The 17638-nt window shown below is 57.4% G+C and carries 16 protein-coding genes; 8 read left to right on the forward strand and 8 right to left on the reverse strand.

The window, feature by feature from the left end:
• Nucleotides 1-182: 182 nt before the first annotated feature.
• The 8 genes from B0G81_RS15985 to B0G81_RS16020 form a co-directional block, all read right to left on the reverse strand.
• Entirely contained in the window at nt 183-1118 is a 936-nt protein-coding gene (locus tag B0G81_RS15985; RefSeq protein WP_134137328.1) for a KpsF/GutQ family sugar-phosphate isomerase, read from the reverse strand.
• Entirely contained in the window at nt 1115-1906 is a 792-nt protein-coding gene (gene kdsB / locus B0G81_RS15990) for a 3-deoxy-manno-octulosonate cytidylyltransferase (RefSeq protein WP_134137332.1), read from the reverse strand. The genes B0G81_RS15985 and kdsB overlap by 4 nt, the downstream gene beginning before the upstream one ends.
• Nucleotides 1890-2444 carry an HAD hydrolase family protein gene (locus tag B0G81_RS15995; RefSeq protein ID WP_134137336.1) on the reverse strand — a complete coding sequence of 185 codons (555 nt, stop codon included), beginning with the start codon at nt 2442-2444 and terminating at the stop codon, nt 1890-1892. Before B0G81_RS15995 ends, kdsB begins: the two co-directional genes overlap by 17 nt.
• Nucleotides 2441-3301, reverse strand: coding sequence for a 3-deoxy-8-phosphooctulonate synthase (gene kdsA, locus B0G81_RS16000; protein ID WP_134137340.1), 861 nt, complete (start codon nt 3299-3301; stop codon nt 2441-2443). The genes B0G81_RS15995 and kdsA overlap by 4 nt, the downstream gene beginning before the upstream one ends.
• Nucleotides 3302-3415: 114 nt before the next feature.
• Nucleotides 3416-5656: a polysaccharide biosynthesis tyrosine autokinase gene (locus B0G81_RS16005; protein ID WP_134137345.1), complete on the reverse strand. Its 2241-nt coding sequence runs from the start codon at nt 5654-5656 to the stop codon at nt 3416-3418.
• A gap of 41 nt (nt 5657-5697) precedes the next feature.
• The gene (locus tag B0G81_RS16010; protein WP_116147559.1) at nt 5698-6135 is read right to left on the reverse strand and encodes a low molecular weight protein-tyrosine-phosphatase; all 438 of its coding nucleotides are present in this window, start codon (nt 6133-6135) and stop codon (nt 5698-5700) included.
• Nucleotides 6136-6137: 2 nt separating this feature from the next.
• Nucleotides 6138-7211, reverse strand: coding sequence for a polysaccharide biosynthesis/export family protein (locus B0G81_RS16015; RefSeq protein WP_243856482.1), 1074 nt, complete (start codon nt 7209-7211; stop codon nt 6138-6140).
• Nucleotides 7212-7407: 196 nt separating this feature from the next.
• Nucleotides 7408-7698: a hypothetical protein gene (locus B0G81_RS16020; RefSeq protein WP_134137354.1), complete on the reverse strand. Its 291-nt coding sequence runs from the start codon at nt 7696-7698 to the stop codon at nt 7408-7410.
• Between the two features lie 83 nt (nt 7699-7781).
• Here B0G81_RS16020 and B0G81_RS16025 point away from each other — a divergent pair, with 83 nt between their 5' ends.
• The 8 genes from B0G81_RS16025 to B0G81_RS16060 all read left to right on the forward strand — a co-directional run bounded on the left by B0G81_RS16025 (nt 7782) and on the right by B0G81_RS16060 (nt 17471).
• On the forward strand, nt 7782-9197 hold the full coding sequence (locus B0G81_RS16025) for an undecaprenyl-phosphate glucose phosphotransferase (RefSeq protein ID WP_134137356.1): 1416 nt from the start codon (nt 7782-7784) through the stop codon (nt 9195-9197).
• Between the two features lie 137 nt (nt 9198-9334).
• Nucleotides 9335-10474, forward strand: coding sequence for an NAD-dependent epimerase/dehydratase family protein (locus B0G81_RS16030; RefSeq protein ID WP_134137359.1), 1140 nt, complete (start codon nt 9335-9337; stop codon nt 10472-10474).
• A gap of 28 nt (nt 10475-10502) precedes the next feature.
• Entirely contained in the window at nt 10503-11369 is an 867-nt protein-coding gene (locus B0G81_RS16035) for a glycosyltransferase family 2 protein (protein WP_134143133.1), read from the forward strand.
• Nucleotides 11370-11455: 86 nt separating this feature from the next.
• The gene (locus B0G81_RS16040; RefSeq protein ID WP_243856484.1) at nt 11456-12697 is read left to right on the forward strand and encodes a capsular biosynthesis protein; all 1242 of its coding nucleotides are present in this window, start codon (nt 11456-11458) and stop codon (nt 12695-12697) included.
• 6 nt (nt 12698-12703) lie between these two features.
• On the forward strand, nt 12704-14068 hold the full coding sequence (locus B0G81_RS16045; RefSeq protein WP_134137366.1) for an oligosaccharide flippase family protein: 1365 nt from the start codon (nt 12704-12706) through the stop codon (nt 14066-14068).
• A 4-nt stretch (nt 14069-14072) separates the two neighbouring features.
• Nucleotides 14073-14714: an acyltransferase gene (locus tag B0G81_RS16050; protein ID WP_134137370.1), complete on the forward strand. Its 642-nt coding sequence runs from the start codon at nt 14073-14075 to the stop codon at nt 14712-14714.
• Nucleotides 14707-15888 (forward strand): hypothetical protein, encoded by a 1182-nt coding sequence (locus B0G81_RS16055; RefSeq protein WP_134137373.1) that lies wholly within the window; start codon nt 14707-14709, stop codon nt 15886-15888. Before B0G81_RS16050 ends, B0G81_RS16055 begins: the two co-directional genes overlap by 8 nt.
• A 149-nt stretch (nt 15889-16037) precedes the next feature.
• The gene (locus tag B0G81_RS16060; protein ID WP_134137376.1) at nt 16038-17471 is read left to right on the forward strand and encodes a mannose-1-phosphate guanylyltransferase/mannose-6-phosphate isomerase; all 1434 of its coding nucleotides are present in this window, start codon (nt 16038-16040) and stop codon (nt 17469-17471) included.
• The last annotated feature ends 167 nt before the right edge of the window (nt 17472-17638 follow it).

The following is a 17638-nucleotide window of genomic DNA, read 5'->3' on the forward strand; positions in this document are numbered from 1 at the left end:
GCTCTTGTGCGGTCTGTGTACGGGTGCATGTTCCTGTTTCCGCCGCCAGCGCTGGCGTGTCACCTATTCTCACCGCCGATATTACTCACAGCGTGCTGTCGACAACGATCGCTGGCTACCGGTGCCATGGATTTGTCTGAAATGACGCTGGCCCCTGTGCGAAACGCACCAAGCATGCACCTTTACTTCTTGAAGACACCGACAATGTGCTGTTGTTCCAATACCAGTAACGAAGTAATCCGCCGTTCGTCGAGCAATGCCAACGCGTCCTGCACGCGCGTGGCGGGTGACACCATCGTGGGCTCTCTCGACATGAAGTCTCGCGCGCATTTTTCGAATGCATGGGGTCCGTGGAGCTCGATCAAGCGGCGAACGTCACCGTCGGTAATCAGGCCCCAACCCGTTTCGTCTCGAACGATTGCAATCCCAAGACTGCCGCGCGTCATCTCGCTGACGATCTCCATGACCTTCGCATCGGGTCCGACGAACGGAAGCTTGTCGCGCACCATCTCGTCACCCACGGTGCTCAGCAATCGCCGCCCAAGCGATCCTCCAGGATGAAAACGCGCGAATCCCTCCGGCTTGAAATCGCGCGCCTCCATTAACGTCACGGCGAGCGCATCGCCCATTGCCAGCGTCGCCGTCGTCGAAGCGGTCGGCGCCAGTTGAAGCGGACAGGCTTCTTTCTCGACACCGATATCCAGATGGCAATGCCCCGCGCGCGCAAGCGTCGACTCACGATTGCCCGTCATTGCGATCACGAAGTTGTGATTGTTTCGCAGAAATGGGAGCAGCTGCACAACCTCGTGAGTTTCACCCGAATTTGAAATAGCGAGAAACACGTCGTCACTGGTGACCATTCCGAGATCACCGTGGTAGGCCTCGCCGGGATGCATGAAAAACGCCGGCGTGCCGGTGCTCGCGAAAGTTGCCGCGATCTTCTTGCCGATGATTCCAGACTTACCCATGCCGCACACGATCACACGGCCGCGCGTTTCGAGAATACGTGCTATCGCCTGCGTATAGTCGTCGTCCAAGGCCGACGCGAGCGCGGCAACGGCACTGGACTCCAAAGCGAAAACCCGTTTCGCCGACGAGATGTAATCGTGAGCCGTCATGATCTCCCCGAAGCGTTCACAAACAGTATTTCCCTTACTCGCGCCACATCCTCGTTCGTATCGACACCCGGCGGCGGAGCTTCAGGCCATTCGAATACGCGGATCGGCATACCCAGCCAGATCGCACGCATCTGTTCCAGCTTCTCGAGTTCTTCGAGTTCGCATGAAGGTGTCTCCGTCAATCGGTAGAGCGCGGAGCACCGATAGGCGTAGATACCGATATGACGCAAGTACGCGGCCAACGGCCAGTCGTCCTGGGGAAGATCGCGACAAAACGGAATTGCCGAACGTGAAAACACGATTGCCTGCCCTTGGGCGCCGACCACGAGTTTGACGACGTTTGGATCAGTCAAATGGGACACCTCGGTCAAAGGGACCGCGACAGTCGCCATGTCGAGAGCCTGCGCATTCGCGCAGAATTGCACGAACGACGCAAGCAACGGCTGTGGAACGAGCGGCTCATCGCCCTGCACATTGACGACGAGATCGTCTGGATTCCAGTTCAATTCACGCGCAACTTGCGCGCACCGATCAGTTCCGGACTGATGATCGGGGTCGGTCATCCGGACCGGAATCCGGTATACCTCCAGACTGTCGACAATCCGCTCGTCGTCTGTGGCCACCACGATATCCACCGTCTCGGGCAATGCCGCTCGTACGGCTTCATACACACGCACGATCATCGGCGCGCCCGCCAGATCGATCAGTGGCTTGCCGGGCAAGCGAGTCGACCCAAAGCGAGCTGGAATCACCACGTGGATCGAAGCGAGGCTACTGGACGATCGCACTGCGCACCTCCCCGGTCAAAAACGATTGATACATCTCGTCGAGCGTCATCCCGTCGGCCAGCAACACGTTTTCTGCGACTTCACGGGCGACGCCGTGGCCGCCACGCGCGCGCGTGACATGATCCGCGTGCCGCAATACCAGCACGTGTGCATCGCCGGGGGCGAACGCGCGGCCGGCGCGCAACATCACCGGCAAATCAATCACGTCGTCGCCGACGTAGACGATCTCCTCGTCCTGCAAGCCCCGCTCCAGCTTGATCGCCTCGTACGCGGACAATTTGTCGTGGCTGCCGGTCACCACCAGGTCGAAACCGAGTTCTTTCGTCCGGCGTGTAAGCGGCGCACTCGATCGACCGGACAATACGCCGGTCGCAATTCCGTATTCCCGCAGCAGTCCGATCGCCACGCCGTCGCGTACGGTGAAAGACTTCAGGTGTTCACCTTCGCCATTGAAATGCAGCGATCCGTCCGTCAGCACGCCGTCCACATCGAATAGAACAAGGCGGATTTTTCCCCGATACTCTCGTGGCCCGCTCATTGAATATCCAGCGCCGGGAAGCTCTTGACCAGATCGTCAAGGTCCTTCATTTGCCGGAGAAACGGTTCGAGCACGGCAAGCGGAAGCGCGCTCGGACCATCACAGCGCGCGTGATCGGGATCGGGATGTGCTTCCAGAAAGAGACCGCCCAGACCAACCGCCAGACCCGCACGTGCAAGCTCGACGACCTGGCGGCGCCGGCCACCTGAAGCGGCGCCGCCTGGATCGCGATATTGCAGGCTATGCGTCACGTCAAAGATCGCCGGCGCGCCATCCGATGCTTCGATCATCTGCCGGAAGCCAAGCATATCGACCACCAGATTGTCGTAGCCGAACGAACTGCCGCGCTCGCACAGAATGACGTTGTCGTTACCGACTTCACGGCACTTGCCGACAATGTGAGCGACCTGCGTAGGGCTCATGAATTGCGGCTTCTTGATGTTGATTACGCGGCCCGTTTTCGCAATAGCTACGACGAGGTCCGTCTGCCGCGCGAGAAATGCCGGCACCTGGAGCACGTCGACGACCTCCGCGACACGTGCGGCCTGCTCGACTTCGTGGACATCGGTGATGACGGGCACGCCGAACTCACGTTTGACCGCTTCAAAGATTTTCAGACCTTCATCCATTCCGACCCCACGGTAGGAATGGATCGACGAACGATTCGCCTTGTCGAACGAAGCCTTGAAGACGAATGGAATGTTCAACTTAGCCGTCGTCTCGACATAGTGGCGGCACGCATACAGCGTCGAATCGAGGTCTTCGAGAACGTTGATGCCGCCGAACAATACGAACGGCAGACGGTTCGAGACCGTTACCGCGCCTGTGATTTCTACCGCACGATCGTTTATCTTCATCGCACACGTCCACGCCAGAAAGAGTTAGAACGGTAGACCTGAATCGCCCTGCTCAGAGATATCCGAGCGCGGCGATCTTCAGTCTTTGGGTCTCATGCACTGCACGCGTTGAAGTTAGCTACGCGTCTCGCCACCGTATTCATAGGCTGCATAGCGATATGAGCCATATTTGGAGCCGTAGCCATACCGCGCGTGCGACAGATTCAGCCCGTTAAAGAGTACGCCGTTTGCCTCAACCCCGTTTTGGGCGAGCCGCTTGACCGACTCTCCGATCTCGCCCGCTTTCGTCACCGCCGCCCGGGCGACCAGGAACACAGTGCCGGCGTTCGGCGCGAGAATTCCGGCGTCGGCGGCTGCGAGTGCAGGCGCCGTGTCAATCAGCACGATGTCGTACATCTTCGACAGGTCCTGGATACAAGACGCCACCCGGTCACCTAGCAACAACTCCGCGGGATTTCGCGGCAGTGTTCCAGTCGAAACAAAGTCCAGTCCCGGAATCAGATCGCGCCGCACGACTTGCTCGAATGCCGAGAGACCCGACACCAGCTCTGAAAATCCGCCACCGCGTTCAAATCCGAACGACTGATGCAAATGCCCTTTGCGCAAGTCACCGTCGATCAGCAGCACTCTCTTGCCTCCCGCCGCCAGCACCGCCGCAAAATTCACCGACACGAACGACTTACCGACGGCCGGCGCCGACCCTGTCAACAGTACGACGTTGTTTCGCGCGTTGACCATGGCAAACTGCAACGCAGTTCTCAGACTACGCAAGCTCTCGATAGCCGGATCGCTGGGCGAATCGGCGGCGAGAACGTGTGTACCCGCTTTCTTTGCGCTCGACGTCCTGCTTAGCTCCTGTTGACGCTTACTCAACGGGATCGTCGCGTACACATGAAGCCCCGTGCGGCGCTCCAACTCGGTCGGATCGCTGATGCCGCGGAACAGCATGTTGCGCACAAAGGCAAGCACCGCACCTGCAAACAGGCCGACGACCAGCGATCCCGCAAGGACGATCAACTTTTTCGGCTTGACCGGCTTCTCAGGAATCGCTGCCGTGTCGACAAGCCGCACATTTCCCGTCTTGCCCGCCTTGACGAGCTGCAATTGCTGAAAGTTGTTCAGCAACGACGTGTAGAGATCGGTATTGACCTGAACGTCGAGTTGCAACTGAACAATCTGCTGCTGCACGTCGGGCAGTTGCTTGATTCTGGAGGTTGCCGCGTCGCTGTATTGACGCAATGTCGCAATCTGCGAGTCGATCGTGCGGATCGCCGGATGGTGTCCATTGAATCGTGCCGCGAGTCCCTGGCGTTGCTCCTCGAGTTCGAGTAGCTTGGTCTTCGCATCGACGGACTGCTGCAATACCACCTTCGCTTCCTCAGTCAGGTCCACGCTGCCGAGTTTGTTGCGTGCCGCCGTATAGCGTTGCTGGGCTTCGTCGAGACGCCGCTTGATCACCGGCAATTGCGAGTTCAGAAACTCCAGTGACTGTGCCGCTTCAGCAGACTTTCGTTCGACGTTCTGCCGGATGTACTGATCGCCCACCGCGTTCAACTCCGCCGCCACGCGCACCGGGTCCGTATCGAGCAGACTTGCAATCAATACGCCCGATTGCTTCACCTTCTCTTGAACGTCGAGGTTGTTTTGCAAGTCGGTGATACTTTTCATTCTCGAATGGCGTCTAAGGACAAACTGCGTATCCGGCTTGCCTCGAATGGATTTCGCCCAGAGAAGGATCTTTCCGCAGCACGACGGTACTGACTCGACCCGTCCAACTTGACCGACAAACGGTTCGGGGAGATCGTCGCCGGTCAACCGGTAGTGCGTCGCGTCAATGACCGTCAAGCGGAATTTGTCGTCCTCGAGCGATGTCGGTACGTCGAACTGCGTCACGTCGATACGCTCATTTCCCCATGCATAGCCGCCCATGCCGAATAGGCCAGGCGTGGAAAGCTCCTGATTGCGGCGGGCTATCCAGTTCCCGATCAATGGAAAGTAGCGCGGCTGTGCGTCGATAAACAGTTTGAGATTGTCGACCGCACGCGTAACGACAAGGCGTGACGCCAGAATCTGACTTTCTGCAGCAGCCGTCGACTTCACGTCGAACAACGACGAAACATCGCCCAGCAGGCCTTTTTCCGCCGAGCTTTCCGGGCTGTCTTCGACCTGTATGAGCAGATCGGCTTCATAGACCGGATTGCTCAGAAACGCGTAGAGCGTGCCGGCCACGACGAAGAAAGCGACGACAATGCCGATCAGCCAACGGCTTTCTATCAGCACGTCGAGGATCGTCACGAAGTCCAGTTCTTCTTCACTATCGGGTGCCCCCGTGGGAGGCAATTTAGTTTGCGTCATCAAATAGGTGCCAAGGTAGCGAGCGGAAAACGCCCGCTCGGTTAAGCAACAATTTTGAGTCGCTCGACCCAGTCTTCGATCGCGCGGTCAATCAAGGTGAGGCACGCTTGAAAATCCGAACGCTCGCCTCCGTAAGGGTCGAAAATATCCTGATCAATGAATTCGCCCAGCCGAAATACCTTTCCACGCGTGGTCGGATAACGATCGACCACGCTCTGCTTCTGTTTTGCGTCCATCACGAAGATCACATCCGACTGCGCACACAGAGACGCCGAGAGCGGCCGGGCGCGGTGATCGTCGATCACGATGTCGCGTTCGCGCATCAATTCACGCGCAATCCGGTCGGCAGGGTGGCCGATGAGCGCGCCCAGTCCCGCGGATTCGACCCGAACATGGCGCAGCCGTGCGCGCAAAAGGCCGACCGCCATTGGACTTCGGCAGATGTTGCCGATACAGACCACGAGAACCGATTGGACCATGTTCAGTTACCCGATGCGGTTCGTTGCAGGTAGTACGCACCGGTCGCACTGCCCACCAGAGGCGTCACGACGCGGTACCACCTGATCACGCCTGGCGCGTCCACATACACGACGTCATCCGGCTTCATTTCAAACCCGGCGGCAAGCACCATTCCGGTCGGCGACTTGCTGTCCAGATGGAATATCTTCGGAAGCCCATCGTCCGATTTCGCGCGCACCACGTAGATTTCACCCGCATCGCCGGTCAACTGGCTGACACCACCCGCGTCGCCCAGCGCATCGCTTAGCGTCAGGTGACCATTCGTCTTGAACACGACAGGCCCCGGCTTCACGACTTCGCCCGAGACCACGACCCGATGTTCGATTAAAGGCGGGACCCGGATCGCGTCCTGGTCACGGATCGCAATGTCCTTCGGATTGAGCCCACGCTTCAGCATTTCGGGAAGATTGATCCGATACGTGATGCCGCCGCGGGTCAGTTCGATTCTGCTCAGGTCGCCGGTTGCCGCGACGCCGTTTGCCTGATTCAGCATCTCGGCCAGCGTCATCGGGACATCGGTGATCTGCTTGACGCCCGGCTGGCGCACTTCGCCGTCGATATAGGCTTTCTGACTGCGGTATCCAATGACGCGCACCGTCACCTGCGGATCGTTGAGGTTCTGCTTCAGGTGATCGATCAATTGTTGCTGCAATTGCAGTTCAGTCAGCCCACTGGCCTTGATCTTCCTGACATAGGGAAACTGGACGTATCCGTCCTTGCTGACGACAAAACCAGGCAGACTCTGCGCCGTCATGCCGACGGTAGCCGGAGAAGCGCCCGAGTCCGTGCCGATCGCGTAACTGAGGTTAGGCATCACCAGTTCCGGGTGGTCCCAAACGATGATGGACAGCACGTCCTGCGCTCCGATCCGATAGGGCGCGGACGGTGCGATCAACGATGCATAGCTGGTGTCTGCCGCAATGGCCGCCTTGCGAGTTGACGACTCCTGCTCGATCAGCTTGAACGTAATCGGCGTGATAACCGGCACTGAAGAAGGATCCTCGGGATCGATCGGCTTATGGGGATCGAAACTCATCCCTGGCGCAAATGCGCAAGCGCCAAGTGCAAGCACCGAACACAAGGACAAGCGTTGAATAAGTAATGCAAAGCGATTTCTCATTGGCAGTGTGCTAGGGCAGTATGGATCTGCAGACTTCGAAATGACCGACTGCAAAAGCGAAGACCCGTGGACTATTCGAGGGCCCTTGAATGTCAGTCGCGCTTTACGGTTGTTAGACCGCATCGCACAGTCTGCCGTCGCTTTCTTGACGGCTTGTCTTACCGGGATCGGATATTACCGATGCTGCGACGCGGCGAATCGCGTTGACCGAAAACGGCATGCATTTGGCGAAATACGGAAAGTCCCGGGCAGCGCCGGGCGACTTCGAGGCTGGGTCCCCGGACTTTTTACCCAATACGACTGAATCGGAGATCGAGGCGCCACGCGGCTTCCGGCCGGTGTCAAAACGCCATGCATGAGCACGTTGAGTCGATTCGGACGATTCATTGCCGTTTTCCGTCATCGGAATTGTCGTCGCCAACCTCGTGGTTATGATGCGACGCAAAACCGGTTAGCGCCTGCAAACAAATCGCTAGGGGAATGAAAATGCAATCAGTCAAACCGCTTGAGTTTCATCCCGGTACTCGCGCACCTGAATTTCTCTTCGCGTTGCTTGATGCGTGTCTCGTATTGGCGGGCGCCGAGATTGCGTATGTATTCCGTTTCGAAGACTTCACTGCATGGAGTAACTCGACGCTGCTTCTCGTCGCCTTCAACACGGCGATGACCGCTCTGCTATTTCCCACGTTGGGTATCTATCAATCCTGGCGAGGACGGAATCCGCTGGAGATGGTGACGCTCGTCACGATCGGCTGGGTGGCCGTCTTCGTCCTTGGACTCGTACTGGTCTTCACGACACATCAGGCACACACCCTGTCGCGACTCTGGTGCGGGACGTGGCTCGTCACGTCGCTTGCGCTCCTCGTCACCTTGCGGCTCACGCAATATCACTTGTCGAAACAGCTATGGCGACGCGGCATCAATGTCCAACCGGTCGCCATCGTCGGCGCGAATCCGCTCAGCCTTACGTTGATCGATCGCTTGCGTAAGAACGCCCAGTCGGGCTTCTCTCCGGAATGTGTCTTCGACGAGGATCCGCAGGCCTCCACGTATGCCGGCGGACTTCCGGTGATCGCTTCTCTCGACGGACTTGCCGATGCGGTGCGCACCCGAAGCATCAAGGAAATCTGGCTCGTTCTGCCGCTGCGGGAAGAAGCGCGGGTACACGCCGTATTGAACGCATTCCGGCATGACTTCGTGAACGTCCGCTTCATTCCGAACGTGCGTGACATTTCCCTTTTCAACCACTCGGTCTCCGAGGTCGTCGGGCTATCCGCAATCAATCTATTGGCCTCACCGTCGGCAGATCCACGTTTTGTACCCAAACAGATTTTCGACCGCACCTTCGCGGCTCTTGCGCTGCTCTGTTTGTTGCCGCTGATGCTCGTCATCGGAATTCTCGTGAAGCTGTCCTCGCCCGGTCCGGTTTTCTTCCGCCAATGGCGCAAGGGCGCGAACGGCAACGAATTCCAGATCTACAAGTTTCGGACGATGGTGGTCCATTCCGAAGATGCCGGCCAGTTGACTCAGGCCAAACGGCGCGATCCTCGCGTGACGCCGATAGGCGCGCTGCTACGCAAGACCAGTCTCGACGAGTTGCCGCAGTTCATCAATGTCCTCAAAGGCGACATGTCCGTAGTCGGTCCGCGCCCGCATGCGTTGCAGCACGACGAACTCTACAAAGACCTCGTGAACGGCTACATGTTTCGCTACAGGATCAAACCTGGCATTACGGGTTGGGCGCAAATCAACGGCTATCGCGGCGAAACCGACAAGATCGAAAAGATGGAAGGACGAATCGCGTTCGATCTCTATTACATCGAGAACTGGACGTTCGGTCTCGATCTCAAGATCGTTCTGAAAACCTTTATCCATGGTTTCAGTGGCGCCCAAGCGTATTGACGGCATGCGTTACTTTCGACCTGCACGCATTCCGGATTTGCCAGTCGCCAAATCCGTGTCTCGCGTCCCGGGATCAGCGCTGCGATTCACAGTAAAAGCAGCCATTTTTTGACCTTTATCTCAATCTTCGAGCTCGCATGAATATCCTGATCACCGGCGGTGCCGGCTTTATCGGCAGTGCACTCGCGCGTACGCTTAACCGCCTCGGCGACACTGTTACGGTACTGGACAACCTTTCTCCGCAGATTCACGGGACTAATCCGGATGAATCCCCGCTGTTCAAGTCGTTGCCTGAATCCGTGCGCTTCATCAAAGGCGACGTGCGTCGCCGTGAAGACTGGCAGGCCGCGCTGGAAGGTCAGGAAGCCGTCATTCACCTGGCTGCGGAAACGGGTACTGGTCAATCCATGTACCAGATCGACCACTATGTCGAGACCAACGTCCGCGGCACGTCGCTAATGCTCGATTTACTCGCCGAAGCGCGCGACGCCGGGCATGGCACCGTCCGCCGGGTTATCGTGGCGTCGTCCCGTTCGATCTATGGCGAAGGCAAATACCGCGGCCACGCGGGCTACGTATATCCGGGCACGCGGAAAGCCTCTGACATGCGTCTCGGACTGTATGATTGCCTTTGCCCGGAAACCGGCGAACGCCTCGAACTGGTCCCAACCGACGAGACCTCCAAGACGCATCCCAGCTCTGTCTACGGCATCACGAAACTGTTTCAGGAACAACTGGTTCTGACCGTCTGCGAGACGCTCGATATCGGCGCGATCGCACTCCGTTTTCAGAACGTGTATGGACCGGGCCAGTCGCTGCGTAACCCGTACACCGGCATTCTCTCCATCTTCTCCACGCTGCTGCTTCAGGGCAAAGACGTCAACATTTTCGAAGACGGCCTCGAGAGCCGCGACTTCGTCTATATCGACGACATCGTCGAATCCATTGTGCTCGCGCTCGATGCAACGAATAAAGCCGGTGTCGCCTACAACGTCGGATCCGGTAAAGCAACGAGCGTGCTTCAGGTCGCGCAAACGCTGAAGCGCTTCTATGGCGCGACCGGCGCGCTCAACATCACGGGCAATTTCCGTCTCGGCGACATCCGCCATAACTACGCGGATTTGAAAAAAATTCGCAAGGAGCTCGACTTCGAGCCGAAGGTGTCGTTTGCAGAAGGTGCGATGCATTTCTGCAAATGGGTCGAGGAACAAACCATCTCTGATGCAGGCTACGACCAATCGGTCGCCGAGATGCGCAGTCGCGGGCTGTTGAACTAAGCGCCCTCACTCTTCAAGGAAATTCGTGATGAAAATTGGCATTGTGACCGTGCTTTTCAAATCGGACCCGGTGATCGCAGGGTTTATTGCGAGCATGAACGCTCAACGATTCACAGATTTTCATGTCCTCTGTATCGAGAACGACGTCGACAACCAGTCCTGCGAAGCCGCAATTCGCGCAGATCTGAAGGTTCCGTTCACATTCATTCGCAACAAATCGAACCTCGGTGTGGCCACGGCGAACAACCAGGGACTGGACTTCTTTCTTCCGGATGAGAGCTTCACGCATGTCCTCTTCCTGAACAACGACATTGAAGTCAACGCCGATTTCCTCCAGCAGCAAGCGGATATTCTGAATGCCAATCCACACGTCGACGCGCTCGCGCCAAAGAGCTTTTACTATGACACGCCCGGCAAGCCGTGGTATGCCGGTGGCAAGCTGAGCTACCTCAAAGGCGGCTGCCGTCATTTCGGCCATAACAAACCCGATCGACTGACCAAAAATCTGTTGTATCCGGTTGACTACGCGCCAACCTGCTCGCTCATCGTCAAATCGCGTCCGTTAAAAGAGTCGGGAATCCGGATGTGGGAAGAGCTCTTCGTCTACTACGACGATACGATCTTCTGCCTCGAATTGAAAAAGGCCGGAATCAAGATGTATTACACGCCGACCATTCATCTTCAGCACAAGATCAGCTCTTCGACGGGCGGCAGCCGCTCAGATTTTTCACGTTATTACTTGACGCGCAACTGGCTTTACTGCGGATTGAAAACACGCAATCTGGCTGTCGCCGCGTCGGCAATCGTGTTGACCGTTTTTCATGCGGCGGCACGTCACAAGATCGAACTTCGCGCATTACGCGACGCGCTTCTGATGAAACGGGCTGTCGCATAACCACGTTCGACATCGTATCCGGCCGGCGCCTGGCTCGCTCACACACTATGAAAACTAAAGTTGTCACGCTGGTTTACTACCATCCAATGGCGCGCTTCTTCTGCGCGATAGAGGATGCATGGAAGCAGTTGGATCCCAACGTCGAATTTCTCCATCTGGCCGTTTTCCCGAGTGCGTGGGCGTACTTCCGGTTGCATGGGCGGGCGACCAAGGCGCTGTCGTGGAGGGCATTTCTGAAGAGGGCGAAGGACCGTTCGACCGACCCTGACGTCATTTCGGCTCTGATCCGCTTCCACTCGTCCGATCCCGGTATGACCGATTCGCAACGGGACGCGCTTGACCGCCACGCGCGGAAAATGCTCGACGTGAGCCGATCGGTGATCGAGCAGTTCGATCCGGACGTAGCCATTCTGAGTGGCGACACACGTTTGCCCGCCGAGGTATTGATGCGCACCCTGGCCGATTCGCGTGCGACGACGTGGTTTTTTGAGCAGGGACCGTATCGCACCACGCTACTGGATCGCGAGGGAGTCAACGCGAATTGTTCGTTCCGTACGGCTCTTGCCGATCTTCCTGCGACGGGTCCTGAGCTGGTCGTACCTGGTCAGCGTCCGAGATGGAACAATCGTCTGTACTCGACGGTCGACAAGCTTGTCGTTGCACAATCGCGGCTTACCGGGTTACTGCCTCCCGATCTCCGACCGTATCGCCTGAAGAAGTGCCCGTCTGCGCGTTACAAGGCATTGGTGCGCCAATCGGACACCGTGTCCGACCGGCGAAAGACGCTCCTTCTCGCAATGCAGGTGCCCGAAGACGCGAACAACATCTATCACAATCCACTTCAGCTCAGCGACGCTGGATTGATCGAGTTCGTCATGTCGGGTATCCCACCGGACTGGAAAGTCGTCGTCCGTGAGCATCCGCTGTACCGCCGCAAATACAGCGCGGCATTCTATGCGCTGGTGGAACGCCTGGAGAGAATCGAACTCAGCGGCCGGTCGCTTCCCGAGGATATTGCCCGGACATGTATAACCGTCACGGTCAATTCGTTGACGGGACTTGATGCTTTCGCGGCCGGCCACAGGGTCATCGTGCTCGGCGAATCGTTTTACGATCATCTCAACGGAATTCTGCCGGCACGTACGCCAGCCGAACTCGGACATTTAATCGAACACCCCACCGACCGGTCCAATCCCGCGCCGAACATGTTGCTTGGCGCGCTGGTCGACCGGTACTTCTTCCCCGGCCACTTTACCGACATCGATCTCGGCTATACGCGCGGTATCGCTGCGCGCGTAATCGAGTCGCTCCGCGTTGAGACTCGATAAACAGTTATGAAAGCAGCCGGACTTCCGCCGTCGCCGAGCATTGTCAAACGTATTGCGTCGAGTTTCGTCTTCAGACTCTCGGGCGCGGTGACGAATTTTTCGTTCGTGATCTTTCTCGGCCGTTACCTCGGCGCGTCGCAGACGGGTCTCTACATGATTGGCCTGGGGTTTCTGTCGGTGCTGTCGACATTCTGCCGTCTCGGCCTCGAACAGATCGTGATTCGCGAAGGTGGTCCGATGGTACGCGATCGTCAGTGGGCACAGCTACGAAGCTTGTACCGCCAAACCATGCTCCTCGCCGCTGTCGCGAGTCTCGCCCTCACGCTGACGGTCATTCTTCTATCGAAACCCCTCGCGCTGTACGTCTTTCATAAGCAGGAACTTGCCTCTGTATTGGTGTGGTTCGCAGTAGCGTTATTACCGACTTCAATCGCGATGATGCACGTACCGTTTCTGCAGATCATCGGCAAGCCGGAAAGAAGCATTGCCGTGTTCAGCGTTTGGGTACCGCTCCTCTCGTTCCTTTCACTATTCTGCATGCCGCCGTCGAACGCGGTGACGGCGGCATATATCTTCGTCGGCGCATCGACCGTCAACCTGGCTATTGCGTACATTCCCTTCAGCAGGTTCATGCGCAGTGCCGGTGGTGTCACCAGTCCGATCGGCCCGGTATGGAATGTCCGATTACTGCGGCCAGCACTGCCGCTGCTGATCGGCAACACCTGCCAGATGGCGCTGCTCTGGATCGCGGTTTTTGCGGTGGGCATCCACTCTTCTCCTTCCGACGTGGGCGGGTATTCGGTCGCACAACGCGTTGCGCTGACGCTTTCCGGCTTTCTGGTCCCACCCATCGACGCGCTAGTGGGGCCCAAACTTTCGATGATGCGTGGCACCGCCAGCAAGCACGATATCGAGTGGATTGTTCAACGAGTATCGGCTGCACTGCTGATCCTGGTGTCGGGTCTTTTCGTCGTCCTGGTCATATCGGGTCACCAACTGTTGCGACTATTCGGCAACGACTTTGGGGCGGGTTACGGCCCCCTTCTATGTTTGAGCGCGGGACAACTCGCCGTGGTCGCAAGCGGTTCGATACGGCCTTTACTGGTCGTTCACGGACTGGAGAGAGTCATCCGTAACGCGATGGTAATAGCGACCCTGGCGTGCATTGCCCTTGCCGCGATTCTCGTACCGACGCTTGGCGGGACCGGCGCGGCACTCGCTACCGCTCTCGCACTGGCGGGCGAAAAACTCGTAGAGGGATTTGTGGCGTGGAAGGTTCTGGGTATCTGCGTCTATCCGTCGCTGTCGTTCTACCGACGTGAGATCACCACCCTCCTGAAGCCCCACGCCAAACGTACACAAACGGAATAGACACGTGAACATAGGCATCTTCTTCAAGATCCGGAATCGTCTTCGGACGTCACTTCAGAGCGTCGTGTATCCATTTTTCTTCGCTCGGTTCGGGGCACGTTCCCGCATTCTCAGGCCAATCCGGATCGACGGATCGGACAACATCGCGATCGGCACTGACGTCTTCATTAACAACTTCGCATGGATCGAGACGATTCACGCGTTCTCCGTGCAACCCAGACTTGAGATCCGCGACCGTGTATACATCGGCAACAGCGCACATATTATTGTCACCCAGTCGATCGAAATCGGATGCGACGTACTGATCGCCGATCGGGTCTATGTCGCCGATTATATTCACGGATACGAAGACATCCACAAACCGGTCAAGACACAAGACCTGATTCAGCGCCGCCCGGTCAGCATCGGGGATGGCTCGTGGATTGGCGAAAACGTCGCAATACTCGGAGCCAGAATTGGCCGCAACTGTGTGATCGGCGCTAACGCCGTCGTCACGAGCGACATCCCCGATTTCTGCGTCGCCGTCGGCGCACCCGCCCGCGTGGTTCGACACTGGCATCCGGATCATAGGCAATGGTTAAAGGGCGGGCCTTCTGCGCGCAACGCCTGTCCCGCTAGTGTCACAACCGAAATCAATCATGCTTAATGCCCTCTTCCGACGCGAAATCCGCGCCTCGTTACTGCTGACCGCAATCCTGCTTGTCAGCGGCGGTTGGATCGTTGTGGTTCGAGTTGGCAATTCCGCGATGATCGCCGCAATCGTGGTCGTTCTATTTTGCAGCTTCCTGGTATCCGTACGTTTTCCTCGAGCAATCCGCGGAAGCTACGGGATTCTGGTTATCGCGATCTTCGTTGCCAGCTACGCGCAGGACTTTCAGATCGACGACAAGGAACTCTTCGTCATTCTAAAAGCGCTGATCGCGGGCGTCGCGTGCATCTATTTCAAGCGGACACGCCGCGACTTCCGCGAGCTTTTCGTTGACGTGATGTATTACATGGCGATCATCTCGCTGGTCCTTTATCCGCTCGCGTACGTGGCCCCCGGCATCGCACGCCATATCGATGACGAATACAGCACGGTCTTCGGCCTTCTCTACGTCCGCTCGACCGATCTGCAGCGCTTCAATCACTACCGCAATCAGGGCATCTTCTGGGAAGCCGGTGTTTACGGCGTCATGCTGACGATGGCCTTTGCATACAACTGTCTGAAGTACAAGAAACGACCCAACTGGGTATTTCTTCTGGCCGCTCTCTCCACTCAATCCATGGGGGCCTTATCGGTCTTGATGCCATTCGCTGCCTATTGCTTCGTGCATCAGCGCCAGCCGCGCCTCGCAAATCTCGCAGCCGTCATGTTGGGCATTGTGGTGGCACTTGTACTGGCCGCCCCTGGCGCGATCGACGACGCCTTCTCGACCCTCTTCGGCCGCTCGCTGCAAGGCGACTCGAGTATCACCGTGCGAATCAACGACATGACACTCGGGGCGCGCGCCGCAGCTGACAGCTTGCTGCTCGGCCGTCCAAGCGGCGATCTCGACGCCTACAACGCACTTGCACTGGACGAGTATGGGTACATCAAGGAGAACGACGCCGGCATATCGAACTCGATTACCGGCATGATCTACAAATACGGCGTACCTGTCACCGTGATCTATTGCTGGGTTCTCTGGCTCCGGGTGCGTAGGGATTTCGGATCTATGGCGCCACTTGTTTTTGCCGTTTTCGCCGGCTTGCTGATGATCGAACCACTCGGTCTGTCTATCTTCATCTTCATGCTTCTCGCCTATCGAGACTATCCGTCGGTAGCCGGCCGGCAATAGGTCCGACATGTCTCACGAAGCCCATTTTCAAAGCGGTTGTAGTGGGTTACCCGGATCTGCCAAAAGTATGTCGAATAAAGACAGTCGACGCACAACACATAGGTTGCTCAGTAGAGTCACACCGAACGAGGCACACAGGATAGAAGCACATGAGCATTTTCCCAGTTGTTCTATGTGGCGGCAGTGGAACGCGGTTGTGGCCGATGTCTCGTGGCGGTCAACCAAAACAGTTCCTTACGCTGGCGGGCGAGCACTCGCTGCTGCAGACTACGCTCAAACGCGTCAATGCCCTCGACAACACCAAGCCACCGGTTCTGGTTTCAAATGCCGAATACCGCTTTCAGCTTGCCGATCAATTAAAGGAAATTGCTCTCGACGTCTCTGCGATCATTCTTGAGCCAGTTTCGAGAAACACCGCGGCGGCGATTGCGGCCGCGGCACATTTCGCTGTCCAGCATGATCCCAAGGCACTGTTGCTGGTACTGCCGTCCGATCACGTCATTCAAAACGTAGACGCGTTTCACAACGCCGTCGAAGCCGGCATTGCTCTGGCGCGCGATGGACGGCTCGTCACATTCGGAGTGGTGCCGACTGCGCCGCACACCGGGTTCGGATATATCCGCAAGGGTGAGTCGTTGGCGGACATGGAGCACGAGGCATACAACGTCAGCGCCTTCGTCGAGAAACCTGACGCCGCGCTAGCTGCCGAGTTGCTGGCTAGTCGCGATTACTTGTGGAACAGCGGGATTTTTCTGTTTGGCGCAGCCGTCTACCTGGACGAACTGAAACGATACGAGCCAGACGTTGCCCGTCTCGCGGATCAGGCTTACAAAGATGCACGTCCTGACCTGCAATTTCTTAGACTCGGCAAAGATGCCTTCACCGAATGTCCCAGCATCTCGGTGGACTACGCGGTTCTTGAGCGTACCGATCGCGCGGCGGTTATCTCTGTGGACAATCTCGGCTGGAGCGATATCGGATCGTGGTCCGCACTGCATGAGATTGCGCCGCAAGACGAGCAGCGCAATGCGCTTATAGGCGACGTGCTGCAAGATTCCGTATCGAATTCCTATATCCGCGCTGAACACCGCATGGTCGCGGCAATTGGCGTCAGCGACCTGGTAATCGTCGAAACGGCAGACGCTGTGCTCGTCGCCCATCGCGATCTGGCCAAAAACGTGAAGACTATCGTCGACAGCCTCAACGCAACGGGACGGCGCGAGTCCGTTACCCATCGGCGCGTGACGCGCCCATGGGGCTCGTATGAATCCATCGACCAGGGCGAGCGCTTCCAGGTCAAACGGATCGTTGTCAATCCCGGCGCTCAGTTGAGTCTTCAACTGCACCATCATCGAGCCGAGCATTGGATCGTGGTCAAGGGCACGGCGTTGGTTACGAACGGCGACCGCGAGGACTTGTTGACGGAAAACCAGTCTACCTATATTCCCGTTGGGATATCGCACCGACTGTTCAATCCGGGAAAGATCCCACTTGAGCTGATCGAAGTTCAATCCGGAGCGTATCTCGGCGAGGACGACATCGTTCGGCTTGAGGACCGCTATGGCAGAACCGGCACCGCATAGCGCTTAAGCGCTGCTCGCGCTTGCTTCCATAGAGGCGGGCCAGCGGATCTCACCGCGCGATCTTGCGTGTATCGGGCCGATACAAGGCAGATTCGACAAGATTCTCATTTACTTAGTTATCCAAATTCTCCGACAGAAATAAATCCTGTCGGAGCGCTTCGTCACGT

This window comes from Paraburkholderia sp. BL6665CI2N2, assembly GCF_004366535.1.
GTDB lineage: Bacteria > Pseudomonadota > Gammaproteobacteria > Burkholderiales > Burkholderiaceae > Paraburkholderia.

Coding starts and splice junctions, on each gene's coding strand:
- B0G81_RS15985 (WP_134137328.1), bottom strand. CDS start 1,118: ATGACGGCTCACGATTACATCTCGTCGGCGAAACGGGTTTTCGCTTTG.
- B0G81_RS15995 (WP_134137336.1), bottom strand. CDS start 2,444: ATGAGCGGGCCACGAGAGTATCGGGGAAAAATCCGCCTTGTTCTATTC.
- kdsA (WP_134137340.1), bottom strand. CDS start 3,301: ATGAAGATAAACGATCGTGCGGTAGAAATCACAGGCGCGGTAACGGTC.
- B0G81_RS16005 (WP_134137345.1), bottom strand. CDS start 5,656: ATGACGCAAACTAAATTGCCTCCCACGGGGGCACCCGATAGTGAAGAA.
- B0G81_RS16010 (WP_116147559.1), bottom strand. CDS start 6,135: ATGGTCCAATCGGTTCTCGTGGTCTGTATCGGCAACATCTGCCGAAGT.
- B0G81_RS16015 (WP_243856482.1), bottom strand. CDS start 7,211: ATGAGTTTCGATCCCCATAAGCCGATCGATCCCGAGGATCCTTCTTCA.
- B0G81_RS16020 (WP_134137354.1), bottom strand. CDS start 7,698: ATGACGGAAAACGGCAATGAATCGTCCGAATCGACTCAACGTGCTCAT.
- B0G81_RS16025 (WP_134137356.1), top strand. CDS start 7,782: ATGCAATCAGTCAAACCGCTTGAGTTTCATCCCGGTACTCGCGCACCT.
- B0G81_RS16030 (WP_134137359.1), top strand. CDS start 9,335: ATGAATATCCTGATCACCGGCGGTGCCGGCTTTATCGGCAGTGCACTC.
- B0G81_RS16035 (WP_134143133.1), top strand. CDS start 10,503: ATGAAAATTGGCATTGTGACCGTGCTTTTCAAATCGGACCCGGTGATC.
- B0G81_RS16040 (WP_243856484.1), top strand. CDS start 11,456: ATGGCGCGCTTCTTCTGCGCGATAGAGGATGCATGGAAGCAGTTGGAT.
- B0G81_RS16045 (WP_134137366.1), top strand. CDS start 12,704: ATGAAAGCAGCCGGACTTCCGCCGTCGCCGAGCATTGTCAAACGTATT.
- B0G81_RS16055 (WP_134137373.1), top strand. CDS start 14,707: ATGCTTAATGCCCTCTTCCGACGCGAAATCCGCGCCTCGTTACTGCTG.
- B0G81_RS16060 (WP_134137376.1), top strand. CDS start 16,038: ATGAGCATTTTCCCAGTTGTTCTATGTGGCGGCAGTGGAACGCGGTTG.